The organism is Cupriavidus sp. 05L411, assembly GCF_056398045.1.
The window spans coordinates 38,708-62,200 of the sequence record NZ_JBFTOQ010000026.1 but is presented as its reverse complement, the minus strand read 5'-3'; the positions used below and the strand labels follow the sequence as shown (position 1 = coordinate 62,200).

The window sequence follows — 23,493 nt, the reverse complement described above, 5'->3', positions numbered from 1 at the left end:
GCGCGCCTGCATCAAACTCGAACCCTACGCCGGCGCCTTGATGCCGAACACCTGCCGCAGGTACGCCAGGTAGGCGGGATCGTCGCACATGGTCTTCTCGGGCGTGTCCGACAGCTTGGCCACTGGCTGGCCATTGCAGCGGGTCATCTTGATGACGATCTGCAGCGGCGTGTAGCCAAGATCGTTGGTCAGGTTGGTGCCCACGCCGAAGGCAAGCCGGCAGCGCCCGCCAAAGCGCTCGTACAGCTCGATCACGCGCGGGATATCGAGGCTGTCGCTGAAGATCAGCGTCTTGCCCAGCGGGTCGACGCGGCCGGCGGCGTAGTGCGCCAGCATACGTTCGCCCCAGGCGATGGGGTCGCCGGAATCGTGCCGCACGCCGTCGAACAGCTTGCAGAAGTACAGGTCGAAATCGCGCAGGAAGGCGTCGAAGCCATAGGTGTCGGACAAGGCAATGCCGAGGTCGCCCCGGTATTCCTTGGCCCAGACTTCCAGCGCGAACACCTGCGAATCGCGCAGCCGCGGCCCCAGGGCCTGGCAGGCCTGCAGATATTCATGCGCCATGGTGCCGAGCGGAACCAGGTTATGCGTGCGCGCGAAATGCACATTGCTGCTGCCGGCCAGTTGCGGGCCGAGTACCCGGCGCATGGTCCGCAACACCTCTTCCTGCCAGTCGCGCGAAAAGCGGCGACGCGACCCGTAGTCGGCAATCACGCAGTCCGCGTGGGCAGGCATCTTCAGCAAGGCCAGTTTGTCTTCCAGGCGCTTGCGCCCCTCGCTCCAGTCAGGTTGCGGTTGGGTGCGGCGGAAATAGACCTCGTTGACAATGGCCAGCAACGGCACCTCGAACAGGATGGTATGCAGCCACGGCCCGCGAATGGTGATCTCGATCTCGCCGCTGCCGGGAGCGGCGGGCGCGATCGTCACGTATTTCTCGTTGAGGTGGAACAGGCCGAGGAAGTCGACGAAATCGCTCTTGATAAAGCGTAGCTCGCGCAGGTATTGCAGCTCGTCCGGCGTAAAGCGGACCTGGCAGAGCTGCGCCACTTCTTCGCGGATCTCGTCCACGTAGGGCGTCAGATCGACCCCCGCGTTACGGCATTTGAAGCGGTATTCGACCTGTGCCGCCGGGAAGTGATGCAGCACCACCTGCATCATGGTGAACTTGTACAGGTCGGTGTCGAGCAATGAGGTAATGATCATGTCGGGCCAAACGGCAGTGCCGGGTCAGAGCGCCATGCTACCCGAAAGCGCGGCGCTCAAGCTATGAAGCCGCATCGGCCACGCCGGCCTCATGCGCCATCGAGGAAAGGATCAGGCTGGCGGCCCCGCGCGCTGCCGCGCAGGCACCACAGGACCTGCCCGCGATAGCCAGGGCAGCCAACCAGCGTGGCCTGCGCCCGGGGCACTTCGGCGGGCAGCGGCTCGGCGAAGGTTGCCGAACGGGCCGTGATGCGCTCCTGGTAGACCCGCTGCGTGCCGCGACGGAACACCAGCACCTGCACCGGCGCGCCGCGCTCGGGCTGCAGGCTCGCATCGCATGGCAGGAAGCCGGCCTGGCCGCAGTTGGCCATGCCCTCGCCCGCCGCCTCGACCACCACGCCGAAATCATCCCACTCAAAGAGCGCCAGCGCACTCAGGGATACCGGCCTGTCGCTCATCATGCGCCAGGCCATCAGGCGGGCCACCACGCTGTCCGGCGGTCCGGCCTTGGCCAGCGTCTGCGCATGCGCGGCTGGCATGGCCAGCGCCGCCAGGCATAGCAAGGCACTCGCCGCCCGGCTGAAACGGCAGTTGCGCGGCGACTCCCGGACTGGTCTTGGCATGGAGCACTCCTCACTCGGTTGGGCACGCGGCAATACCGCGCAGGCAAGCTCAGGCAGCATACAACGGCAACGCCGCACCGGCCAGAAAAGCACATCGGCAGGCGTGACACCAGCTGCCTTGGATCAAATGCACATAAAGAAATAAGAAAACTATCTGATCTGGCTATATAGAGCGACTACCCTAGCGTTATGGCTCAGCTACAATATCGGTCTTTGATAGGCCACGGCCTTCGCTCGCGCCGCGTATGGTGAACCCGGTGAACTCTGGGTTGGGCCCGCACCGGCGTGACGAGCAAGGCACAACAGGCCAAATCCATTCCCATCGAAGCCGATCCCGTTTTTCTGGAACCGAAATGACTCACGTTGTCACCGAATCCTGCATCCGTTGCCGCTATACCGACTGCGTTGACGTGTGTCCGGTCGATTGTTTCCGCGAAGGCCCCAACTTCCTCGCCATCGACCCGGATGAGTGTATCGATTGCGCGGTGTGCGTGGCGGAATGCCCGGTCAACGCGATCTACGCCGAGGAAGACGTGCCGGGCGACCAGCAACAGTTCATCGACCTGAACGCCGAGCTGGCACGCAACTGGCCCTCCATCACCAAGACCAAGGCCCCGCTGGCCGAAGCCGAGGAATGGAAGGACACGGCCGAGAAGCTGCAGTACCTGCAACGCTGATACCTGCAACACCAAAAGACAGGTCAGAAAGCCGTCCCCACCCACGCGCTTTCCCGTAATGCCGGGCACGCCTGTGCCCACAACGTATCAGGACGAATATGGACTTGAGCATCCCTAACCCCGTCGCCGACGCCACCAACCACGTTGCCGCCGGCAACGCTGGCGGCGGTCACCCGCTGGAAATCGACGCGCTGATCGTCGGTGCCGGTCCGGTCGGACTCTTCCAGGTCTTCGAACTGGGCCTGCTCGAAATCAAGGCGCACGTGATCGACTCCCTCAAGGTGGTTGGCGGCCAGTGCGTGGAGCTCTATCCGGACAAGCCCATCTACGACATCCCGGCCGTGCCCATCTGCACCGGCCAGGAACTGACGGACAACCTGCTCAAGCAGATCGAGCCGTTCGAGCCGACCTTCCACCTGGGCCAGGAAGTGGCCGTGGTGGAGCGCCGCGAAGATGGCCGCTTCTTCGTCGAAACCTCGCTCGGCACCCGCTTCATCACCAAGACCATTTTCATCGCCGCCGGCGTGGGTTCATTCCAGCCGCGCACGGTCAAGGTGGACGGCATCGACAAGTTCGACGGCAAACAGCTGTTCTACCGCGTCAAGGATCCGAGCCGCTTCCACGGCCGCAACCTGGTCGTGGTCGGTGGTGGCGACTCCGCGCTCGACTGGACGCTGGACCTGGTCGGCAAGGCCGAATCGGTGGTGATGATCCATCGCCGCGACGGCTTCCGCGCCGCGCCGGCATCGGTCGCCAAGATGAAGGACTTGTGCGAGCAGATGGAGATGCAGTTCCTGGTGGGCCAAATCAGCGGCTACGAGGAAAAGGACGGCCTGCTCACAGAGATCAAGGTGACGGGCGCCGACGGCGTGACCCGCCGCCTGCCGCTCGACGACCTGCTGGTGTTCTTCGGCCTGTCGCCCAAGCTGGGCCCGATCGCCGAATGGGGCCTGGACCTGGAGCGCAAGCAGGTCAGGGTGGACACGGAGAAGTTCGAGACCAACATCCCGGGCATCTTCGCGGTGGGTGACATCAACACCTACCCCGGCAAGAAGAAGCTGATCCTCTCGGGCTTCCATGAAGCCGCGCTGGCCGCTTTCGGCGCCGCGCCCTACATCTTCCCCGAGAAGAAGATCCACATGCAGTACACGACCACCTCGCCAAAGCTGCACAAGATCCTCGGTGTCGATTCGCCGGTGTTCGACTGAGCCTGGCGCGCCTGACTCAGCGCGTGGAGCAAAAAATCGCCCTTCGGGGCGATTTTTTTATGGCAAGGACCTGAAAGACCTTCTATAATGCGGCCCTGCCTCGGAACATCGGGGCGGAACCAGAAGTTCCGCAGTACCGGCAGTGAGAAATTACAGCGCAGGTGTTGACGGATAAACGAGAAACTGGTTAAAATCCTCTTCTCAGCTGTTCCCTGATAGCTCAGTTGGTAGAGCGACGGACTGTTAATCCGCAGGTCGCTGGTTCGAGCCCAGCTCGGGGAGCCAAAGAATGTGAAGGGCCCGCAAGAAATTGCGGGCCTTTTCCATTTGTGCGCCGCCAATTGTGCATCGGGATCGGACTTGTTCGATGCATCGTGCTTTGGCATCGTAACGCCGCGCCCAGCCGCGGAACCGCTGCGGGTCCAAGCCCCGCAGCCACATCCCGCCCATCCAACCTCCCCCTACTCGATCACAATGCCGTTCTGCTTGACCAGCCGCGCCCAGCGCGTCAGCTCGGTTTGCAGGAATTGCCCGAAGGCCTGCGGACCGCTGCCGACCGGCACCACGCCAAGATCCAGCAGCCGGGCATGAACCTTGGGATCGTTGACCGCGGCCTGCACGGCCGCTGCCAGCCGCTCCACCACCTGCGGCGGCGTGCCCTTGGGCACGAAGAAACCATTCCACTCCAGCACGTCGAAGCCCGCCAGCCCGCTTTCCACCAACGTCGGCACGTCGGGCAATGCCGGCATGCGCTTGGCGGAAGTCACCGCCAGCGCCCGCAGCTTGCCGGCCTTCACATAGGGCAAGCCCGACGCCGCGTTGGCGAAGTAGGCATCGACCTGCCCGCCCATCACGTCGGTCAGCGCTGGCGCGCCGCCTTTGTATGGCACATGCAGCAGGTCGACCTTGGCCTGGCTCTTGAGCAGTTCCCCAACCATGTGCGCGGGGCTGCCGGGACCGTACGACGCATAGGTTGTCTTGCCGGGATGCTGACGTGCGTAGCCGAGGAACTCGCCAACTGTCTTGTAGGGGGCGTTGGGCGGCACCACCAGGATATTGGGCGCCGTGACCGCCAGCGAGACCGGCAGGAAATCCTTGGCCGCATCGAACGGCAGCTTGCGCAGCGCCGGATTGACAACGAACGTGGACGCGTCGTACAGCACCACATAGCCATCGGCCGGCGCCTGCGCGACCGCCGCGGCGCCGATGGTGCCGCTGGCGCCCGGCTTGTTGTCGATCACCACCTGCTGCTTGAGCAGCACGCTCATCTGGGCTGTGATGACGCGCGCCGCGTTGTCCGCGCCGCCGCCCGCCGAATAAGGCACCACGACGCGAATCGGCCTGGAGGGATAGCTATCCACGGCCTGTGCCGCGACCAAAGCCGGCAGGCCAAGGAGCGCGGTGGCGAGCCATGCGGCAAGTTGCCTGCGCCGGCCGGCATGCACGGCCAGGGACGATGCGGCAAAACCCGACGGGAAGGCAGACGAAAAAGATGGCCAGAAAGAACGCACAAGCGCTGACACGCCAGCCGGCAAACCCTGCTGCATAGATTGTCTCCAAATCATTTTTTTGTGGCACGGCAGGACGCCGCGCCGATGTGTGGACACTAGGCTGGCGCCTGCCCTGAAGGTTGCCCGAACAGGCCGCACTCGAGATCGCTCTCGAACTCCTCGATCCAGCCGGCCCCTTCGCTCGCATCATAGGCGCTCTGCGCGTCCATCGCGAGGCGTCGCACGCTGACCTGGCGTTGCGCCGGGTCGCCGTCATCGGGCTGGAAGCCTTCGTCGGTGATCTCGAAGTCCCCCGGCACAAAGCCGAGCCGCGTGCACAGGGCCACGACTTCTCGTTGTTCGTCCACGGGGAATTGGGAAAACGGATGCTTGGCCATTGCACTCTCCCGTCAAGTCGAAGCGGCGCCGCATGGCGCGCGGCGCCATTTCCCTGCCCGGCCATTCCATGCGCGCTAGCGCGTGTGCCGGCTGTTGATGACTGCCTCGGCCACGCTCGCCGGGGCTTCCGTGTAGTGCTTGAACTCCATGGTGTAGGTGGCGCGGCCCTGGGTCAGGGACCGCAGCGAGGTCGAGTAGCCGAACATGGTGGCCAGCGGCACTTCTGCGCGCACCGACTTGCCGCCTCCGCCCGCGATGTCCTCCATGCCGTGCACGATGCCCCGGCGCGACGACAGGTCGCCCATCACGTTGCCCGTGAATTCCTCAGGCGTTTCGACCTCCACTGCCATCATCGGCTCGAGCAGGATCGGCTTGGCGCGGCGCATGCCCTCCTTGAACGCCATCGAGCCGGCCATGCGGAAGGCATTCTCGTTGGAGTCGACATCGTGATAGGAGCCGAACACCAGCGTGGCCTTGACGTCCACCACCGGGTAGCCGGCCAGCACGCCCGACGCCAGCGTTTCGCGGATGCCCTTGTCCACGGCGGGAATGAACTCGCGCGGCACCACGCCGCCCTTGATGGCATCGACGAACTCATAGCCCTTGCCCGGCGCCTGCGGCGCCAGATCGAGCACCACGTGGCCGTACTGGCCGCGCCCACCGGACTGCTTGACGAACTTGCCTTCGATGTCCTTCACCCCCTGCTTGATGGTCTCGCGGTAAGCCACCTGCGGCTTGCCGACCGAGGCCTCCACGCCAAACTCGCGGCGCATGCGATCCACCAGGATTTCCAGATGAAGCTCGCCCATGCCAGAGATAATGGTCTGGCCCGACTCCTCATCGGTATGCACGCGGAACGAAGGGTCTTCCTGCGCCAGGCGATTCAGCGCCAGGCCCATCTTCTCCTGGTCGGCCTTGGTCTTGGGCTCGACCGCCTGCGAGATCACCGGGTCCGGGAAGCTCATGCGTTCGAGGATGATCACGTGATCGGGATCGCACAGCGTGTCACCGGTGGTGGCCTCTTTCAGCCCCACCGCCGCGGCAATGTCGCCAGCGCGCACTTCCTTGATTTCGCTGCGCACATTGGCGTGCATCTGCAGGATCCGCCCCAGCCGCTCCTTCTTTTCCTTGACCGGGTTGTAGACCGTGTCGCCGGAGTTCACCACGCCCGAGTAGACGCGGAAGAAGATCAACTGCCCGACGAAGGGATCGGTCATGATCTTGAAGGCCAGCGCGGAGAACGGCTCGTCGTCATTGGGATGGCGCTCGGCCTCCTTGTCGTCCTCGGTATGGCCGAGAATCGCGGGCACGTCCGCCGGCGATGGCAGGTAGTCGATCACCGCATCGAGCAGCGTCTGCACGCCCTTGTTCTTGAACGCGCTGCCGCACAGCATCGGTACGATCTCGTTGGCAACGGTGCGCTTGCGCAGCGCGGCCCTGATCTCGTCCTCCGTCAGCAGCTCGCCGCCGAGGTACTTGTGCAGCAGCTCATCGCTGGCTTCCGCCGCGGCCTCGACCATCTTCTCGCGCCATTCCTTGGCCAGTTCCAGCAGTTCGGGCGGCACCTCCCGATATTCGAAGTGCAGCCCCTGGCTGGTGTCGTCCCAGACGGTCGCCTTCATCTTGACCAGGTCGATCACCCCCTGGAAGCCTTCCTCGGCGCCAATCGGTATCTGGACCGGCACAGGCGTGCCCTTGAGCCGCTCGGCAATCTGCGAGCGCACCCGGAAGAAGTCCGCGCCGACGCGGTCCATCTTGTTGACAAAGGCGATGCGCGGCACCTTGTATTTGTTGGCCTGGCGCCAGACCGTTTCCGACTGCGGCTGCACGCCGCCCACCGCGTCATAGACCATGCAGGCACCATCGAGCACGCGCATCGAGCGCTCCACCTCGATCGTGAAATCCACGTGCCCGGGGGTGTCGATGATATTGATGCGATGTTCAGGATAATTGCCGGCCATCCCCTTCCAGAACGCCGTGGTGGCGGCCGACGTGATGGTGATGCCGCGCTCCTGCTCCTGCTCCATCCAATCCATGGTGGCTGCGCCGTCGTGGACTTCGCCGATCTTGTGGTTGACCCCGGTGTAGAAGAGGATGCGTTCGGTGGTGGTGGTCTTGCCAGCGTCGATGTGCGCGCTGATACCGATGTTCCGATAGCGCTCGATGGGGGTTTTGCGGCTCACGGTGATCTCCTGGTAGGCATCACTCAAAAGAGTAACACTTCTACAGGCGCCGCATCGTAAGGTACGCCACGCGCGGCTCGCCGGGCCGGCACGGCCAGTGCCGGCCTACCTCACCCTAGCTCGCGCGCCGGCGGAAAGTAACGCCAGCATCACGTCAACGCTAGTACCAGGCGAGCAAGCGCACCGCGACCAGGGGCCCCTTCATTGCGCGATCTGCCTCTCGCTGAAGCCAGGGTCGGCGTTAATCTGCGCGTCGGTAAATGGCAGGGCAATCCAGCGCTTGTCGGAAAAGCGCTCGGTCTGATCGGCTGCATGCGGCGACGCCGGATCCGACGACTGCGAATAGGCAAGGAACGCTTCGGCATGCGGCCCCGCAACGCTGAACGACACCACTTGCAGGTAACTGGTGCCATGCAAGACCTCGCGCTTGCCATCGGGCAGGTCCCGGGTTTCCATCATGTTGTAGACACCCAGCGCATCGGCGCCACCATGGATGGGAACCCTGCGCGTGCCGCGCTGTGCGCCCTGCACCTCGCCCCAGGTGATATCGGGCCGCATGCCAGTGCTATCCACCGCATGCACCGCGTCGGCCAGCGCCCGCCGCAGCTGCCCCGCGACGCCGGCATCGCCCAGCTTCAGGCCGCGCGGCGTGCGGGCCGGATCGCGCGCATCGAACGGCACGCCCCAGACCGAGGGGTGCGTGCTGATGGCGGCGAAGAATTTCTCGAAGTAGAGATAGCCGATGTTGCTGCTCAGCTCGGCCTTTCGGTCCCATTGCGCCAGGCGTTCGCAGGCGGCCCCCAGCCTGACCGGCACGCCATCGCGCGTCAGCGCTACCGGCGTGGCGCGACACAACGTGAGCACGTCATCCATCACCTGCTCCGCGAAGTACACGCGATTGCTGAGCGCCATGGCCTTGAACTGCGCCAGCGACATGTGGCGCCCCGGCAGGCCATCACTGCCCGCGAGCCGGGCTTCCAGCTGCGCGATGCCAATGCGCGTACGCCCACCTTGCGGATAGCCTGACTGGCTCACCAGTGGCGAGTACCCGGTGATCGGCGCGGCCGGCTGGGTCAGCCAGGCGCTGTCGTTCGCGTTCTGCACGTAGTCGTGGCGCTCGATGGCCGGCAGATGCGCGGCGTCAACGATGCCGCGTTGCGGCGTGTCTGGATATTCGCCCCAATGGCACAACTGCGTGCCGCGCAGCACGAACCTGCCTGCCACCGTGCCTCGCCCGCATTGGGCAAGCTGAGCCTCGCTGACATTCGGCACCGGCGTTGCCGCCATGAACAATGCCGTGCCGCCGCTGTCCACCGCGATGGTGTTGTTCCACGGATTGCCCAGGACCCGCTCGACCGACTCCCTGAGCTGGCGCAGCGAACGCGCACTGTTCATCGCATGCCACTGGGCCAGCATCCGGTGATTCTCGGTATTGGCATCGCGCAAAGCGTAGGCCTTGGCCGTGGTCCAGCCGTAACCTGGCACGATGTCCGGCAGCGCCAGCACCATGCCGAAATCGCTTAAGTAGAACGTGTGCGACTCTTGCACGATGGTGCCGTCGGCGCGCCGCACGTCGATCGTCACCAGCTGGCGCCGCATCGGCCGGTAAGCCCCGCCCACGCGGTAGCGCGTGGGATCGGCCGGATCGAGCTCCAGCTCAAACAAGGTTTCATGCGCGGAGGACGTCGTGGTATGGGTCCAGGCAAACTCGCGCGTGAAGCCGATGCCAACCAGCGGGATGCCCGGCAGCGTGGCGCCCATCACATCCATGCGGCCCGGCAGCGTGAGATGCAGCTGCACCATGCGCGTAATGCCCTGCCAGGGAAAGTGGGGATTGCCCAGCAGCATGCCCTGGGCATTCTCGGTAGCATCGCGGCCCAGGGCCACGCCGTTGCTGCCGGTCCGATAGGCACTCGCGCGCCCTGCCACCGCCGCCTGTGCGAGCGCGACCCGCGCACGGCGCGCTGGCTCGGGCGCAGCATCGGCGCGCGGCGGCTCGGCAGCCACCAACCACGGGGCGAAAGCCACCACGCCGTCCAGCGAGGTGTAGAAGCGCATCAGGCGCAACAGGTCGCGCTCGGTGATATCCCGCACCCACGGCGCGTTGCGGCAGGCCTGAGGCAACGCCATCCGGCCGGTATCCTTCAGGAAGCGGTTGTAGCCCGCCGCATAGCCCTTGAGCAGCTGGCGCACTTCGGGCGGCTGCGCGCGCCACGCGTCGTCAAGCGCGCTGGCCTGGTTGAGCTGCGCGTAGAAGAAATCGGAGCCGCGGTTGTCGAAGAGCCGGTCCGGGTCAGCCATTGCGCTGCCGCCCAGGTAGCGCGCGCGCTCGCCCGCCACCGTCAGGAACTGGTCGGCCAGCACGCACACGCTATCCTCCGCCTGCGCATAGCCCACGCCGAAACCCAGGCCCGCTTCATCGTTGGCCATCACATGCGGCACACCGTAGCTCGTGCGGCGAATCTGCGCACGGTAGCGCTCGCCCTGTGCCTGCCCGCCCTCGTCCCCGCCGCAGGCGGCCAGCACGGCACAGAGCCCGCCGGCCAGCACCATGCCTCGGCCGATGTCGACGCAAGCGGCCACGGCGGAGCGCATGCCCGTCATGACTTGAAATCCCAACTCATCTGCTCGAGGATGCCAACGCCGCGCGACGTGCGCATGCATTCGCTGACATAGTCCGTGATCGACAAGGGCTCGAAATCGATCTCCTCCCGGATGCGCCCGTTATCGAAGACATAGCCAAGCTCGGCAAAGCCCGAGTACAGCCGCAGTGCGCGCTCGATCAGGCGCCGGTTGCTGTTGCGCTCCTTGCGTGCCACGTCACTCGCCAGCGCAGGCAGCTCGCTGGCAGGGCACCTGCGATAAGCTGGCTCGCCATCGCTCGAGACCGCCTCGTCCATGGCGGCGATCACCTGCGCGATGGTGGGCGCGCGCGCGCCGGCCGAGAGATGGTAGGCATCGAAGGCTAGTTCGGGCTTGACCGCGAGCCGCAGCAGCGCCCGCGCGCAGTCGTCCACCGCGATCACGTCGATGCGGGTAAGCGGGCCCGCGGTATAGCGGCGCGACTGATGGATGATACGGAAGAGCCAGAAGATGCTGGCCGAGGGCTGCGTGCCCAGCACGGTATGCCCCACCACGATGGAGGGACGCGCCACCACGAGCGGCAGGTCGGGGAAGCTGTGGCGCAGCAGCACCTCCACCTCCTGCTTGCTGCGCGTGTAAGGCACCAGGTGGCTGAGATCACTGGTGCCGCCATGGCCGGCATCCCGCTCGGCAATCCTCGGCCCGCGCTGCGTGCCGCAAGCCATCGCGGTGCCGACATGAATGAAGCGCTGCAAGGCTGCGCTGCCCGCAAAGCGCGAGGCAAAGCGCAACGTATCTTGCACGTTGATGCGCGTGACCTGCGCATCGGCGGAGAACGAGGCCATCGCGGCGCAGTTGATCACATGGGTGACGCCAGCTAGGCGCGCCTGCGCAGCAGGCGAAAAATCGCTGTCCAGCGCGCCAAGCAATACGTTGTCCTCGGTGAGCCAGTCCACCCGGCTGCGCAACAGGCCGCACTGGATGGCGTTCTCGCGCAGGCGAGCCAGTGCATCTGCGGCATCCACGCCGCGCACCAGGCAGAGCAAGCGCCGGGCCAGGCCGGCGTTGATGGCGGCCACCATCACATTGCCGCCGATAAAGCCGGTGGCGCCGGTCAGCAGCAGGGAGTCGACGCCGGGCAGGCGTGTGTCGCAGGCACGCGCACGGGCGGCGAGATCCTGCGCGGGCAGGCTGGCGTGCCAATCCCACATCATGGCGTTCTCCTCAGAACGTATAGTTGATCGAGCTCATGCCGAAGTACGACTGCTTGCTCTGCACGATCGGGCTTTTCGCTGCATCCCCCAGCAGGCGTGTCGCAGCAACCAGGGTGCGCACCGACCATTCCTTGGAGAGGGTGTAGTTCCATGCGAGCGACAGCGTCGCGGCATCGAATCCGGCCTTTGGGGCGTACGCGCTGAAGGCACTGTTGGCGGCCTGCGCATCGGTCACGCCGAACAGGGTCTGCATGTAGCGGCCCGAGCCGTAATGCACGCTCGGACCGAGCGTCACCATGTGCGCGCCCGACTGGATCACCGGCACGACCAGGTCAATGTGCCCGCTCAGCCCGCGTTCGCGATGCGTCAGCGGCGCGTCCAGCGTCACGCTCAATGTGGTGTCGCCGTACACGCGCGCGCCAAGCTGAAACGCGCCCATCAGCGAGCCCCGGATATCGCCCATGCCCTTCAGGTGATCGGAGCCAGGCAGGTCCGCGCGGTTCTTGTCGGTACGGCCCAGCGCGTAGCCGAGCGAGGCGGTGGCAAACATGCCGTTGCCGAACTTGTAGGTATAGCCAGCGCCTTGCAGCATATCGATGAAGGCACCGTTGCCGAAGTCGGCGCGCAGCACTGGCGCGCCGACAGCCCGGTAGTCGCGGCTTCCCGCATAACGCGGTGCGGCGCCGCCGGCCAGGCCAACGGAATAGGTTCTTTCCGCATGCGCTGCCGGGCACAGGCTCGCCAGCGCGGCCACGAGAAGCACGCCTTTGCGCGCTGCCGGCAACCTTGCCACGCCCCTCCGATTTCTTGTTTGCTCTTGCACGGATGCTCCGCCTTGATGTCGAAGCACGCAGATTAGGGATGGCGCGCCGGGCTGTCTGTCCTGAAATCGCGCGAAATCTTGTTCAATTGTGCAAATTTGTCTTGAAGCGTCTCCGGCACCCAAACCAAGTCGTTCGCCGGATAGAATCGGCACTTTTCTGCCCCGGGGAGCCCTGTCATGAGCGATACCATGGCCAAGTACAAGGTATTACTGGTCGAGGACGATGATCGCCTCGCGCAGCTTGTCAGCGAATATCTGGGCAACTACGAATTCGTGGTGGAGGTGGTGCGGCGCGGCGATATCGCGGTGGCCGCCGTCCAGGCCCTGCGGCCGGCACTGGTCATCCTCGACCTGATGCTGCCGCATATGGATGGCATGGAGGTGTGCCGCGGCATTCGCGCTTTCTCGCGTGTGCCCGTGCTGATCCTGACCGCGCGCGTCGATACGTATGACCAGGTGGCGGGGCTGGAGATCGGCGCCGACGACTATGTGGTCAAGCCCATCGAGCCGAGGCTGCTGGTGGCGCGCGCCCGCGCCCTGCTACGCCGTGCCGCGGCAGAGCGGGTTGCCGAGACCGCCACGCCCGCGCAGCGGGGCCATGAGCTGGTATTCGGCGCGCTGGTGATCTCGCCGCCGAACCGGCAGGTGACATGGCGCGGGCAGGAGGTGGATCTGAAGACCACCGAGTTCAACCTGCTGCTGATCCTGGCGCGCGCCGCCGGCACCGTGCTGAGCCGCGACGACATCCTCAAGGCATTGCGCGGCATCGAGTTCGATGGCATCGACCGCACCGTCGACTCCGGCATCTCGCGGCTGCGCCGCCGCTTCGAGGATGCCTCGCCCGAGCCGCACAAGATCAAGACCATCTGGGGCCGCGGCTACCTGTTCAGCCCGTCGGCATGGGAGGAATGAATGGTCCGCTCGCTGCTCAAGCTCTATCTGCTGGTGATCCTGGCCGCAGCCGGCGCGGTGACCGTCATCAATAACACGTTTATCCCGCTGTTCCATGAGCATTTCACCGAGACCGAACGGGAAAGCCGCAAGGGTTATGCCTTTACGCTCTCCCAATTCCTCGGGCCGCAACGGGGCCCCGAGCGCGAAGCCGCGCTTTCCATCCTGCAAAAGCACTCGCGCGAGATGTTTGACCTGGTCGACGCCGCCAGCCTGACGCATCTCGATGCGCAGCAGCGCAGCGACCTTGCCGCCGGCAAGCTGGTGCTAAGCCAGGACGCCAAGCACTACTACCTGCCGCTGCGCGATGGCCAGATCCTGCACGCGTACAGCGAGGAAGACGACCACACCAACATCTCGGTGCTGGCCTACGGCTTGATCGCCCTCGCCACCTTGCTGTCGATCATCGCCTGGGTGTGGTACCACTGGCGCGACCTGGACAAGCTGCAGCAGGCGGCAAGGGATTTCGGCAACGGCAAGCTGTCGACCCGGGCCAACCTGCCCCGGCGCTCCAACATCTCCGCACTCGCCAGGCAATTCAATGAGATGGCCGAACAGATCGAAGCCTCGATCGTGCACCAGCGCGAGATGATGCACGGCATCTCGCATGAGCTGAAAACGCCTATCGCGCGGCTGGAGTTCGGCATCGCGCTGCTGCAGTCGGCCGGCACCGGCGAAGCGGAGCAGGCGCGCCAGGTGCTGCGGCTGGAAGACCTGCGCCGCGACGTGCGCGAGCTCGACGAACTGGTCACCGAGCTGCTGACGCTAGGCCAGCTCGAGCAAGGCGCGGCGCCGATGATGCTGATGCGCGTATCAGTGAGTGAGCTGATCGATAGTGTCGCGGCCAGCGTGGCCAACGAGGTGGCGGATAACAAGCTCACGCTGTCGGCCTATGCCAGCGGCCCTGCGCCCCACCACGTCTGCGATCCGCGGCTGGTGGCGCGGGCGCTGCTCAACCTCTGCCGCAACGCCACCCGCTACGCGCGCAGCGCCATCCGCCTGCACGCCGAGACCGACGCGGCAGGCGCCTTGACCCTGACGGTGGAGGACGATGGCCCCGGCATTGCGCCGGAGGAGCGCGCCCGCATTTTCGAGCCCTTCCACAGGCCCGATTCCAGCCGCAACCGTCATACCGGGGGGTTCGGCCTTGGGCTGGCCATTGTGCGGCGCATCGCGCTGCTGCATGGCGGCCAGGTCAGGCTGGACAGCAGCAGCGAAGGCGGCGCGCGCTTCGTGATCAGCTTGCCAAGCATGGACGAGCCCGCCATGCCCGGCAAGCTGGCGAGTTAAGGAGCCGCCCCCCATGAAATGGTCGACGATCGTTACCGTACTGCTCGCGTGGATGGGCGCCTGCGCCACCGCCGGCTGGCTGGCAATGGCGTTTTCCGGCCTGACGGCGCAGTGATAGCTCGGTAGTGACGGAATCTGCCCGCGCAACAAAACAAAAAGCCTGCCGGGACTCCGGGCAGGCTTTTTAGTAGAATACGGTCTGGTTGCGGGGGCAGGACTTGAACCTGCGACCTTCGGGTTATGAGCCCGACGAGCTGCCAACTGCTCCACCCCGCGTCAGAGGGGCGTACTATACGCCACCCTGACGGATTTGCATAGCTTTTCCGGCACGCTTTCTTGACAGCGTTTACGTAAACGTGTAAAAGCAAGTGGGCGCATTCTTTGCGCTCAAAAAAGGATTTTTCCATGGAAACTGGTACCGTCAAGTTCTTCAACGCCCAGAAGGGTTTTGGCTTCATCACCCCGGACGCTGGTGGCAAGGACTTGTTCGTCCACATCTCTCAGGTTCGCGGGGGTGCTCCGCTGCAAGATAACCAGCGAGTGCAATACCAGTCGCAACAGGGCAAGAAGGGTCCTGAAGCGGCCAATGTTTCCCCCGTTTGAACCCGCCGCTTTGCGGCAAAGCTAAAGGACAGAATTGACTAAGATCGTCTTGAAACCAGGTGAGCCCGTTGAAGTTGCAATGCGGCGTTTCCGTCGGGCCATCCTCCAGACCGGCCTGATCGTTGAACTCAAGAGCCGTACCGCTTACGAGAAGCCCACGACCGAGCGCAAGCGCAAGAAGAAAGCCGCGGAATCGCGCCTTCGCAAACGCCTGCGCATGCAGATGTTGCCGAAGAAGATGTACTGATTCGGCACAGCAAGCGGCGAGCGCGCTTCGACGCGTTTCTGCCGCAGGCCGCATAAATCCGCCGGTCATTGCCTGGCGGATTTTTCTTGTTTTAGCGGCGCCGTCGGATGTCCGGCCCTTCGTGGCCTGACAACCGCCGACCGGCCCTGATACTGCCCTGCCCATCGCTCCAACCGGATCGAGCGCGGCCGGTGCAATGCTTGCGTTCGCCCTTTGCGTGCGACACGGCCAGCACTTTACTCCCCTCTTCGCTTTTTAATGGCTCCAGACGCACATATGTGCTGCTGCCGCATTGCCTCGCGTTAAAGCTACGGCACTTGACGCTGCGACTGGCAACAAACAGGCCGCACAATGCATGGCGGCCCGCTTGGTCGGCAACTCCCCCTGCGTCAGCTGCGCGCCGCAATCAGCGCGCCCGCGCCGATCAACGTGATGCCGCCCGCGCGCTGTACATTGGCCTGGGCACGCTGGGTAGTGAGGCGCTTGGCCAGCGCACGCGCCAGCAGCGCGTAGACAGCGGCGTTGGCGGTCGCCATCACCACGAAGGTGGGAATCAGCACCACGGCCTGCGGCCAGAAGGCCAGGCGCGCGTCAAGGAACTGCGGCACGAAGGCCACGAAGAACACAATGCTCTTGGGATTCAGCGCGGTGACCAGCCATGCCTTGGCGAAGCGCTGGCGGCTGCTCCCGGACTGTGCCGTGACCGCCATGGCGCCGGCACGCGAGGCGCCGCGCAAGGCTTGGATGCCCAGGTAGACAAGATAAGCCGCACCAGCCCACTTCAATGCCGTGAACAAGGCCGCCGAGGTGGCTAGCACTGCGCCAAGGCCGGCCATCGACAGCGTGAACGCGGTCAGGTCGCCCGCGGCAACGCCAGCCACGGTGGCATAGGCCGAGCGGCCACGATGGGCAAGCGCATCGCCAATCACCAGCAGAATGGTCGGGCCGGGAATGATCAGTACTACGATGCTTGTCAACACAAAGGCCAGCCAGTGCTCGAAGGACATTGCGACTCCAGGTTTCGTTGATTGGGCACCCTGCGGGTGACGCATCAGTATAAGCAACGTGGCTTGCCGGTGACAGCGGCGCCGGCCCTGCCACGTCTCAGCCAGCCGGCATCGGAAAAACCAGGCAGGTGGTAGTGGCGTAAGCGTAGAGCTTGCCCTGCGTGTCGACGATGCGACCCTCGGCAATCCCGATCTGCGTGGTCAGGCTGATGACCTTGCCCTGCGCGCGAATCGGACCGGTCTTGGCGGTCAGCGGGCGCACGTAGTTCACCTTCAGCTCCAGGGTGGTGTAGCCCTTGCCGGCCGGCAGCATGGTGTGGACAGCGCAACCCACGCAGGAATCGAGCAAGGTCGCGGCATAGCCACCGTGCACGCTGCCGATCGGGTTGTAGTGCTGCGGGCCAGGTGTGCCCTGGAAGACGAAGCGCCCCGCTTCGAACTCCACCGGGAAGAAGTCCATCAGTTGCGCAATCGGCGCACCCGGCAGCTTGCCGGCCAGCATGTCCTCGAAGAACTGCAGCCCGGCACGTTCGCTCAACTGCGCGAGCGATGCCACACCCGGTCCTCCCAGCCTGGCGCGCGCCAGTCGTTCCGCTTCCTGCCACTGTGCCAGGGTGTCTTGCGCACTCATCTGCTTTGTCTCCATGATCCGCTCTGATCTGTTTTTGTGTCTCGTGCACGCAGCAACCTTTGCCGGCAGGCGCGCCCCGGCGCGAACCAGCAAGATAACCGCATCCGCGAATTCTTGCTGCAGCGCGCCACAGAGCATCCGCGCAGCTGCCTGCATAATGATGGATATTGCGCCCGCGGCGCGCCCAACTCCCGCTCCTGCCTTGACTGCCATTCTTGAACTACGCAATGTAAGCAAGCAATACGGCGACACCGTCGTGGTCGACGATCTCAGCCTGAGCGTGCAGCGCGGCCAGTGCTTCGGCCTGCTGGGCCCGAACGGCGCCGGCAAGACCACCACGCTGCGCTTGCTGCTGGGACTGACCACGCCGGCGTCCGGCACGCTCACGCTGTGCGGCGAGCCGATTCCACAACGTGCGCCGCAGGCCCGCATGCGGGTAGGCGTGGTGCCGCAGTTCGATAACCTCGACCCCGATTTCACCGTGGTGGAGAACCTGCGCATCTTTGGCCGTTACTTCGGCCTGGAGCGCGCCGTGATCGAGGCGCGCGTGCCGGCGCTGCTGGAATTCGCGCGACTGGAGAGCCGTGCCAAGGCGCAGGTAAGAGACCTGTCGGGCGGCATGCGCCGGCGGCTGACAGTGGCGCGCGCCTTGATCAACGACCCCGACCTGCTGGTGATGGACGAGCCCACCACGGGGCTGGACCCGCAGGCGCGCCACCTGATCTGGGAGCGCCTGAAGTCGCTGCTGGCCAACGGCAAGACCATCCTGCTGACCACGCACTTCATGGAAGAAGCCGAGCGCCTGTGCAACCACCTGTGCGTGATCGACAGTGGCCGCAAGATCGCCGAAGGCAAGCCGCATGAACTGATCGACAGCCAGATCGGCTGCGACGTGGTGGAAGTGTATGGCGACAACCTGGAGCCCCTGCGCGGCGAACTGCACCCGCTTGCGACGCGCACCGAGATGAGCGGCGAGACACTGTTTTGCTACGTCAAGGAGCCCGCGCCATTGCTGGCGGCGCTGCACGGCCGCAGCGGCGTGCGTTACCTGCACCGCCCGGCCAACCTGGAAGACGTCTTCCTCAAGCTGACCGGCCGCGAGATGCGGGACTGAGGCCAGACTGACAACGGAATGAACATGAGCGAACAAGACCCCCGCCCCGCCGTCGCGCCGGCCGCCGCCACCGCGGCGCCCCCTGGCGCCGCGCCGCGGCAGCATTACCCGCAGCCGCTGCTGCCGATGAACATGCGCAACTGGACCATGGTCTGGTACCGCAACTTCATGGTGTGGAAGAAGCTGGCGATTCCCTCGATGATCGGCAACCTGGCCGATCCGATGATTTACCTGTTCGGGCTTGGCCTCGGGCTTGGCCTGCTGGTGGGACAGGTCAACGGCGTGTCCTACATCGCCTTTCTCGCGGCTGGCACCACGGCGTCCAGCGTGATGATGTCGGCGAGCTTCGAGTCGATGTATTCCGCCTTCTCGCGCATGCATGTGCAGCGCACCTGGGAAGCCATCATGCATGCGCCGCTGACGCTCGGCGACGTGGTGCTGGGCGAGATCATGTGGGCCGCCAGCAAGGCGGTGCTGTCGGGCATGGCCATCATGCTGGTGGCCGGCGTGCTGGGTTATGCGCAGTTGCCGGGCGCGCTGCTGGCGCTGCCCGTGATCGTGCTGGCGGGCATCGCGTTTGCCAGCCTGGCCATGATCGTCACGGCGCTGGCGCCCAGCTACGACTTCTTCATGTTCTACCAGACGCTGGTGATGACGCCGATGCTGCTGCTCTCCGGCGTGTTCTTCCCGCTGGAGCAATTGCCCGCGGGCGCGCAGGCCGCCACCCAGGTGCTGCCGCTGGCGCATGCAGTGGCGTTGATCCGCCCCATCATGCTGGGGCGCCCGGTCGACAACCTGGCCCTTCACCTGATCGTGCTCGGTGCCTACGCAGCCGTGGCGCTGGTGGTGGCGCTGATGCTCCTGCGCCGGCGGTTGCTGCGCTGAGGTTGCGGCAAAGGGAAGGGATTGCCGCGAGCGCCCGCGCCGGACATTGACCCTGGTGCGGGACGGGATGACATGCAACCCGCCCCTTCCCTTCCGCACCCTTCTGTTGTCCTACGGACTGTGTTGCTGATCCTGCACCCTGCTATAATGCGAACGATTATCGTTTAGATTATCATTCCATCGCGCAGGCGAGCAGCTCATGCCGGCAGGCAACACATCGCTAGACCTCCATTCCCTGTATTGCGACCACCACGGCTGGCTCCATGGCTGGCTCCGCCGCAAGCTCGGCGACGCCTTCGATGCCGCCGACGTGGCGCACGACACCTTCGTCCGTATCCTGGTCTCGGGGCGCACGCCCTCGCGCGAGCAATCGCGCTCGCACCTGACGCAGATCGCCAAGGGCCTGGTAATCGACCTGCATCGCCGCCGCAGGCTGGAATCCGCCTACCTCGAAGCCCTCTGCCTGTTGCCCGAGCCGTCGGCGCCGTCGCCCGAGGAACGCGCCGTGGTGCTGGAGTTGCTGATCCGCATCGATGCCATGCTCGACGACCTGCCCGAGCGCGTACGCGAAGCCTTCCTGCTGTCGCAGCTGAGCGGGATGACGTACTCCGCGATCGCGGAACAACTCGATGTTTCCGTCGCGTCCGTGCGCAAATACATGTTGCGCGCCATCCAAGCCTGCCATGCAGCGCTGGGCGATGCGTAGCGGCGAGCCATCCACCCTGCCCGACGCGAGCGCCGCCCCGCCAAAGGTCACCTCTGCCATCCTGAAGCAGGCGATGCAATGGCAGGTCACCCTGTGGTCCGGCGAAGTGTCCGATGCTGAGCGTGACGGCCTGCGACGCTGGCTGGCCGAAGACCCGGAACACGCACGCGCCTGGGAGCAGGTCACGCGGCTCGATGCCCGGCTACAGGTGCTGGCCAGCCCCGCGGCTGCCCAGGCGTTGCGTGCCCCGCGCATGCCGTCGTCAGCGCGCCGCCGGATGCTGTGCGCCGCCGGATTCCTTTCGGGTGGCAGCCTGGCCCTCCTCGCCGTGTCGGAAACGCCGCAATGGCAGCTGACGATGGCCGACCACGCCACGCGGCGCGGACAGCGCCGGCAGATCGCCCTGCCCGATGGCACGCGGGTCACGCTCAACACAGCAACAGCGATCGATGTGCGCTTTGACGGCGGGCTGCGCCGCGTCGTGCTGCGCACTGGCGAGATCCTGGTCGCGACCGCCACCGACGTGGCCCGCCCCTTTGCCGTGCAGACCGCGCAGGGCCTGGTCCGCGCCATCGGCACGCGCTTCACGGTGCGGCAGGCCAGCGACGCGTCGCGGGTGGCCGTGCTGGAAGGCGCGGTCGAGATCCACGCCAACGGCCGCGACGGCCCGCCGCTACGCCTGGATGCCGGCCAGGGCACGCAATTCCGCCATGCCGCCATCGACGCGCCGCAAGCCCTGGACGCCGGCGCGGGCGCATGGGAGCGCGGCCTGCTGGTGGCACAGCGGATGCGGCTCGAAGACCTGCTTGCCGAGCTCGGCCGCTATCGCACCGGCATGCTGCGCTGCGACCCCGAACTCCGGGACCTGATCGTCTCCGGCGTCTACTCGCTGGACGACACCGACCATGCATTGGCCACGCTTGCGCAGGCGCTGCGGGTCCGCCTGCAATACGCCACGCGTTACTGGGTCACCGTCAAGGCGGGCGCGGCGGGCGCGCCACGGACCTCCTGACATGTACCGCGCCAGTCCCGCCGAATATTTCTGTCCCAGCCAGGTAGCACTTTTTCCTTCTCGTTCGGGAAACAGTGAGGAGCCCCAACGCTACGGGCTCGCTCATCGTCGAAAACGAAAAGGAAAGCAGATGCAAGCAGAATCATTCCGGCGGGCAGCAAGCCGTCTCCGTACACGGCCCGTGTCGTCGCCAACGCCGCGGCTGATTGTGCTTGCGTGCGTGCTGGCGGGACTGGCCTCGACCTCCACCCGGGCTGTCGCGCAACTGGCGCCGCAGCGCCAGGCTGCCATGGTCCGCTTCAACGTGCCCGCCGGCTCACTGGACCAGGTGCTGAACCGCTTCGCCACCACCGCGGGCATCCTGCTGTCGATCGACGGCGCGCTCACCGCGGGCAAGACCAGCACCGGCTTGTCCGGCAGCTACAGCGTCGAGAGTGGCCTAGCCAGCGTGCTCGACGGCACCGGGCTGGAGGCCGTGCACGGTCCCGGCAAGGGCTATGTGCTATCGCGCAAGAGCGCACCGCCCGCGGCGGCGCCGGCCGGAGACCCGGCGCAGCTGTTGCCGATCGTCCGCGTCAGCGCGCAAGCCGAGCGTGGCGCCACTACCGAAGGCAGCCACGCCTATACGTCTGGCGCCGTGACCATGGGCAAGGGCGAGCAGTCCCTGAGGGATATCCCGCAATCGGTCAGCGTGCTGACCCGCCAGCGCATGGACGACCAGGACATCAACGACCTGCGCACCGCGGTCAACAATGTCACCGGCGTGGTCGGCGTGCAAGGCGTGGGGCCCGGCCTGGTGATCACCGCGCGCGGCTTCCAGATCGACCAGTGGCAGTACGACGGCGTGCCGATGCCGCGCAATATGTATGCGCTCGGCAACTGGGCCACCGAAGGGATGGTGTTCTACGACCGCGTGGAAGTCCTGCGCGGCGCATCGGGATTGCTGCAGGGCACCGGCAGCCCGGGCGGTGCGGTCAACCTGGTGCGCAAGCGCGGCCAGACCGACCCCATCGTCACCCTCACCGGCAAGCTCGGCTCGTGGGACCACTACGGCCTGCAGCTAGACGCCGGCGGCCCGCTCAATGCCGACCGCACGCTGCGCGGGCGCCTCGTGCTGGACGAAGACCAGACCCATTCCTACATCGAGTCCGCCTACAGCCGCACGCGATCGATGTACGCTGCACTGGACTACGACATCGCCCGCGATACCACGGTCGGCCTCGGCATCAGCAACACCGAGAATAATTCGCGCCCGATGCAGATCGGCCTGCCGCGCTACACCGATGGCAGCGACATCGGCCTGCCGCGCTCCACGTACACCGGCTCCTGGTGGAACCGCGCCAGCAGCAACCAGACCACCCTGTTTCTCGACCTGAAGCATCGCTTCAACGACCGCTGGGCCTTCAGCTTCGCGGCGCTCAATATGCAAGAGCGCAATGCGTCGGTGCACCAGCGCATGGCCGGCGCGGTGACGGCCGACGGCAGTGGCGTCAGCTACGGCGACTTCGGGGTCGATTTCAACAGCGAGAAGTTCGGCTTCGACTCCTACCTGCGCGGCAGCTTCGAGGCGCTATCGCTCGAGCATGACGTGATGATCGGCGCCAACTATTCGAAGTACACCTCGACCGACCGCTTCGCCAGGGCCTGGACCAGCGGCGGCAACATCTTCGCCATCGATCACGACCGCCCCTGGCAGGATTACGACAGCATCGCCGCGCGCGGCTCCGAGACAGCAAGCCGCTACGCTGTCTACCAGAAGGGCCTCTATGGCACGTGGCGCACCAAGCTGGCCGAGCCACTGACCGCCATCGTCGGCGCGCGCCTGAGCTGGTTCGACCAGCTCTATGCGGATGCGTCCTCGCAGGAGACCATGAGCACGTCCGCCAAGGTGACGCCGTACGCCGGCCTGGTCTTCGCGCTGAACAAGCAATGGTCGGCCTACGCCAGCTATACCGACGTGTTCGAGCCACAGTCCGCGCGCGCCCTGGGCGGCTCGATGCTGCAGCCCATCATCGGCGCAAACTACGAGCTCGGCATGAAGGGCGAACTGCTGGACGGCAAGGTCAACACCGCGTTCGCGCTGTTCCGCTATGACCAGCGCAATCGCGCGGTGAGCGACATCGGCGGCGGGTTCGCGTGCGATGGCTGGTACTGCTCGCGCGCCTCGGGCAAGGTGCGCAGCCAGGGGCTGGAGGCCGAGGTCAGCGGCGAGGTGCTGCGCGGCCTGCAGCTGTTTGCCGGCTACGCCTATACCACCACAAAATACCTTGAGGACCCGGACAACCAGGGCAAGGTGTGCAGCACCTGGACGCCGAAACACATGCTGCGCCTGTGGGCCGACTACCAGCTGCGCGACGTACTGCCCAACCTCAGCATCGGCGGCGGCGTCACCACGCAAAGCAATACCCTGAGCTACGACGGGGCGCTCGCCATGGCCGGCTTCTCGATCTGGAGCGCGCGCGTCGGCTATCAACTGACGCGCGACGTCTCCTTGGCGCTCAACGTCAACAACCTCTTCGACAAGCGCTACTACGTCCCTTCCTACAACACCATCGACAGCAACAACAACTACGGCACGCCACGCAACGTGATGCTCACCGTGAAGTACACGCCCAGGTTCTGAACGTGAAACCGGCATCCGCAT

At 65.4% G+C, this 23,493-nt stretch carries 21 protein-coding genes and 2 tRNA genes; 12 read left to right on the top strand and 11 right to left on the bottom strand.

The window, feature by feature from the left end; all coding sequences use genetic code 11:
* Positions 1–24 precede the first annotated feature (24 nt).
* Together pncB and AC1DQR_RS26210 are read right to left on the bottom strand one after the other, a co-directional pair.
* Complete coding sequence (gene pncB, locus AC1DQR_RS26215; protein WP_477134047.1) at positions 25–1,203, bottom strand: nicotinate phosphoribosyltransferase; 1,179 nt, start codon at positions 1,201–1,203, stop codon at positions 25–27.
* A gap of 89 nt (positions 1,204–1,292) precedes the next feature.
* Positions 1,293–1,826: a hypothetical protein gene (locus tag AC1DQR_RS26210; protein WP_253929945.1), complete on the bottom strand. Its 534-nt coding sequence runs from the start codon at positions 1,824–1,826 to the stop codon at positions 1,293–1,295.
* Positions 1,827–2,179: 353 nt separating this feature from the next.
* Between AC1DQR_RS26210 and fdxA the strand changes: the two genes are divergently transcribed.
* The 3 genes from fdxA to AC1DQR_RS26195 all read left to right on the top strand — a co-directional run bounded on the left by fdxA (position 2,180) and on the right by AC1DQR_RS26195 (position 3,996).
* Positions 2,180–2,503 (top strand): ferredoxin FdxA, encoded by a 324-nt coding sequence (gene fdxA / locus AC1DQR_RS26205; RefSeq protein WP_043347955.1) that lies wholly within the window; start codon positions 2,180–2,182, stop codon positions 2,501–2,503.
* 98 nt (positions 2,504–2,601) lie between these two features.
* Positions 2,602–3,711 (top strand): NAD(P)/FAD-dependent oxidoreductase, encoded by a 1,110-nt coding sequence (locus AC1DQR_RS26200; RefSeq protein ID WP_416049199.1) that lies wholly within the window; start codon positions 2,602–2,604, stop codon positions 3,709–3,711.
* A gap of 209 nt (positions 3,712–3,920) precedes the next feature.
* Positions 3,921–3,996: transfer RNA gene (locus AC1DQR_RS26195), tRNA-Asn, on the top strand.
* 176 nt (positions 3,997–4,172) lie between these two features.
* Here AC1DQR_RS26195 and AC1DQR_RS26190 read toward each other — a convergent pair.
* The 6 genes from AC1DQR_RS26190 to AC1DQR_RS26165 form a co-directional block, all read right to left on the bottom strand.
* Positions 4,173–5,258, bottom strand: coding sequence for a tripartite tricarboxylate transporter substrate binding protein (locus AC1DQR_RS26190; protein WP_416049200.1), 1,086 nt, complete (start codon positions 5,256–5,258; stop codon positions 4,173–4,175).
* 59 nt (positions 5,259–5,317) lie between these two features.
* Positions 5,318–5,599, bottom strand: a complete 282-nt coding sequence (locus tag AC1DQR_RS26185) for a hypothetical protein (protein WP_416049201.1) — start codon at positions 5,597–5,599, stop codon at positions 5,318–5,320.
* 75 nt (positions 5,600–5,674) lie between these two features.
* Positions 5,675–7,783, bottom strand: a complete 2,109-nt coding sequence (gene fusA / locus AC1DQR_RS26180; RefSeq protein WP_416049202.1) for an elongation factor G — start codon at positions 7,781–7,783, stop codon at positions 5,675–5,677.
* 201 nt (positions 7,784–7,984) lie between these two features.
* Positions 7,985–10,402, bottom strand: coding sequence for a penicillin acylase family protein (locus tag AC1DQR_RS26175; protein ID WP_477134046.1), 2,418 nt, complete (start codon positions 10,400–10,402; stop codon positions 7,985–7,987).
* A complete protein-coding gene (locus tag AC1DQR_RS26170) occupies positions 10,384–11,580 on the bottom strand; it encodes an SDR family oxidoreductase (RefSeq protein WP_477134045.1) in 1,197 nt (398 codons plus the stop codon). Before AC1DQR_RS26170 ends, AC1DQR_RS26175 begins: the two co-directional genes overlap by 19 nt.
* A 10-nt stretch (positions 11,581–11,590) precedes the next feature.
* Positions 11,591–12,364, bottom strand: coding sequence for a MipA/OmpV family protein (locus AC1DQR_RS26165; protein ID WP_477134060.1), 774 nt, complete (start codon positions 12,362–12,364; stop codon positions 11,591–11,593).
* 216 nt (positions 12,365–12,580) lie between these two features.
* On the opposite strand from AC1DQR_RS26165, the gene AC1DQR_RS26160 reads away from it, so the two are divergent.
* Together AC1DQR_RS26160 and AC1DQR_RS26155 are read left to right on the top strand one after the other, a co-directional pair.
* Positions 12,581–13,315 (top strand): response regulator, encoded by a 735-nt coding sequence (locus tag AC1DQR_RS26160; protein WP_043347964.1) that lies wholly within the window; start codon positions 12,581–12,583, stop codon positions 13,313–13,315.
* Complete coding sequence (locus tag AC1DQR_RS26155) at positions 13,316–14,644, top strand: ATP-binding protein (protein ID WP_416049206.1); 1,329 nt, start codon at positions 13,316–13,318, stop codon at positions 14,642–14,644.
* Between the two features lie 200 nt (positions 14,645–14,844).
* On the opposite strand, the gene AC1DQR_RS26150 is transcribed toward AC1DQR_RS26155, so the two are convergent.
* Positions 14,845–14,920, bottom strand: a tRNA-Met gene (locus AC1DQR_RS26150).
* 129 nt (positions 14,921–15,049) lie between these two features.
* Here AC1DQR_RS26150 and AC1DQR_RS26145 point away from each other — a divergent pair.
* Complete coding sequence (locus AC1DQR_RS26145; RefSeq protein WP_006158572.1) at positions 15,050–15,247, top strand: cold-shock protein; 198 nt, start codon at positions 15,050–15,052, stop codon at positions 15,245–15,247.
* A gap of 34 nt (positions 15,248–15,281) precedes the next feature.
* Complete coding sequence (gene rpsU / locus AC1DQR_RS26140) at positions 15,282–15,494, top strand: 30S ribosomal protein S21 (protein ID WP_006158571.1); 213 nt, start codon at positions 15,282–15,284, stop codon at positions 15,492–15,494.
* Between the two features lie 389 nt (positions 15,495–15,883).
* On the opposite strand, the gene AC1DQR_RS26135 is transcribed toward rpsU, so the two are convergent.
* Together AC1DQR_RS26135 and AC1DQR_RS26130 are read right to left on the bottom strand one after the other, a co-directional pair.
* Entirely contained in the window at positions 15,884–16,501 is a 618-nt protein-coding gene (locus AC1DQR_RS26135; protein WP_174425066.1) for a LysE family translocator, read from the bottom strand.
* A gap of 97 nt (positions 16,502–16,598) precedes the next feature.
* Positions 16,599–17,132 carry a PaaI family thioesterase gene (locus AC1DQR_RS26130; protein WP_477134044.1) on the bottom strand — a complete coding sequence of 178 codons (534 nt, stop codon included), beginning with the start codon at positions 17,130–17,132 and terminating at the stop codon, positions 16,599–16,601.
* Positions 17,133–17,334: 202 nt separating this feature from the next.
* On the opposite strand from AC1DQR_RS26130, the gene nodI reads away from it, so the two are divergent.
* The 5 genes from nodI to AC1DQR_RS26105 all read left to right on the top strand — a co-directional run bounded on the left by nodI (position 17,335) and on the right by AC1DQR_RS26105 (position 23,472).
* A complete protein-coding gene (gene nodI, locus AC1DQR_RS26125) occupies positions 17,335–18,246 on the top strand; it encodes a nodulation factor ABC transporter ATP-binding protein NodI (RefSeq protein ID WP_416049208.1) in 912 nt (303 codons plus the stop codon).
* Positions 18,247–18,270: 24 nt separating this feature from the next.
* Positions 18,271–19,131 (top strand): ABC transporter permease, encoded by an 861-nt coding sequence (locus tag AC1DQR_RS26120; protein WP_416049209.1) that lies wholly within the window; start codon positions 18,271–18,273, stop codon positions 19,129–19,131.
* 199 nt (positions 19,132–19,330) lie between these two features.
* Positions 19,331–19,837, top strand: coding sequence for a sigma-70 family RNA polymerase sigma factor (locus tag AC1DQR_RS26115; RefSeq protein ID WP_416049210.1), 507 nt, complete (start codon positions 19,331–19,333; stop codon positions 19,835–19,837).
* On the top strand, positions 19,815–20,849 hold the full coding sequence (locus AC1DQR_RS26110; protein ID WP_416049211.1) for a FecR domain-containing protein: 1,035 nt from the start codon (positions 19,815–19,817) through the stop codon (positions 20,847–20,849). Before AC1DQR_RS26115 ends, AC1DQR_RS26110 begins: the two co-directional genes overlap by 23 nt.
* Positions 20,850–20,979: 130 nt before the next feature.
* On the top strand, positions 20,980–23,472 hold the full coding sequence (locus tag AC1DQR_RS26105) for a TonB-dependent siderophore receptor (protein WP_477134043.1): 2,493 nt from the start codon (positions 20,980–20,982) through the stop codon (positions 23,470–23,472).
* The last annotated feature ends 21 nt before the right edge of the window (positions 23,473–23,493 follow it).

Excerpts from the sequence above, each read along its gene's own strand:
- pncB (WP_477134047.1), bottom strand. The coding sequence starts at position 1,203 with ATGATCATTACCTCATTGCTCGACACCGACCTGTACAAGTTCACCATG.
- AC1DQR_RS26210 (WP_253929945.1), bottom strand. The coding sequence starts at position 1,826 with ATGCCAAGACCAGTCCGGGAGTCGCCGCGCAACTGCCGTTTCAGCCGG.
- fdxA (WP_043347955.1), top strand. The coding sequence starts at position 2,180 with ATGACTCACGTTGTCACCGAATCCTGCATCCGTTGCCGCTATACCGAC.
- AC1DQR_RS26200 (WP_416049199.1), top strand. The coding sequence starts at position 2,602 with ATGGACTTGAGCATCCCTAACCCCGTCGCCGACGCCACCAACCACGTT.
- AC1DQR_RS26190 (WP_416049200.1), bottom strand. The coding sequence starts at position 5,258 with ATGCAGCAGGGTTTGCCGGCTGGCGTGTCAGCGCTTGTGCGTTCTTTC.
- AC1DQR_RS26185 (WP_416049201.1), bottom strand. The coding sequence starts at position 5,599 with ATGGCCAAGCATCCGTTTTCCCAATTCCCCGTGGACGAACAACGAGAA.
- AC1DQR_RS26170 (WP_477134045.1), bottom strand. The coding sequence starts at position 11,580 with ATGATGTGGGATTGGCACGCCAGCCTGCCCGCGCAGGATCTCGCCGCC.
- AC1DQR_RS26160 (WP_043347964.1), top strand. The coding sequence starts at position 12,581 with ATGAGCGATACCATGGCCAAGTACAAGGTATTACTGGTCGAGGACGAT.
- AC1DQR_RS26155 (WP_416049206.1), top strand. The coding sequence starts at position 13,316 with ATGGTCCGCTCGCTGCTCAAGCTCTATCTGCTGGTGATCCTGGCCGCA.
- AC1DQR_RS26145 (WP_006158572.1), top strand. The coding sequence starts at position 15,050 with ATGGAAACTGGTACCGTCAAGTTCTTCAACGCCCAGAAGGGTTTTGGC.
- AC1DQR_RS26135 (WP_174425066.1), bottom strand. The coding sequence starts at position 16,501 with ATGTCCTTCGAGCACTGGCTGGCCTTTGTGTTGACAAGCATCGTAGTA.
- AC1DQR_RS26130 (WP_477134044.1), bottom strand. The coding sequence starts at position 17,132 with ATGAGTGCGCAAGACACCCTGGCACAGTGGCAGGAAGCGGAACGACTG.
- AC1DQR_RS26120 (WP_416049209.1), top strand. The coding sequence starts at position 18,271 with ATGAGCGAACAAGACCCCCGCCCCGCCGTCGCGCCGGCCGCCGCCACC.
- AC1DQR_RS26115 (WP_416049210.1), top strand. The coding sequence starts at position 19,331 with ATGCCGGCAGGCAACACATCGCTAGACCTCCATTCCCTGTATTGCGAC.
- AC1DQR_RS26110 (WP_416049211.1), top strand. The coding sequence starts at position 19,815 with ATGCAGCGCTGGGCGATGCGTAGCGGCGAGCCATCCACCCTGCCCGAC.
- AC1DQR_RS26105 (WP_477134043.1), top strand. The coding sequence starts at position 20,980 with ATGCAAGCAGAATCATTCCGGCGGGCAGCAAGCCGTCTCCGTACACGG.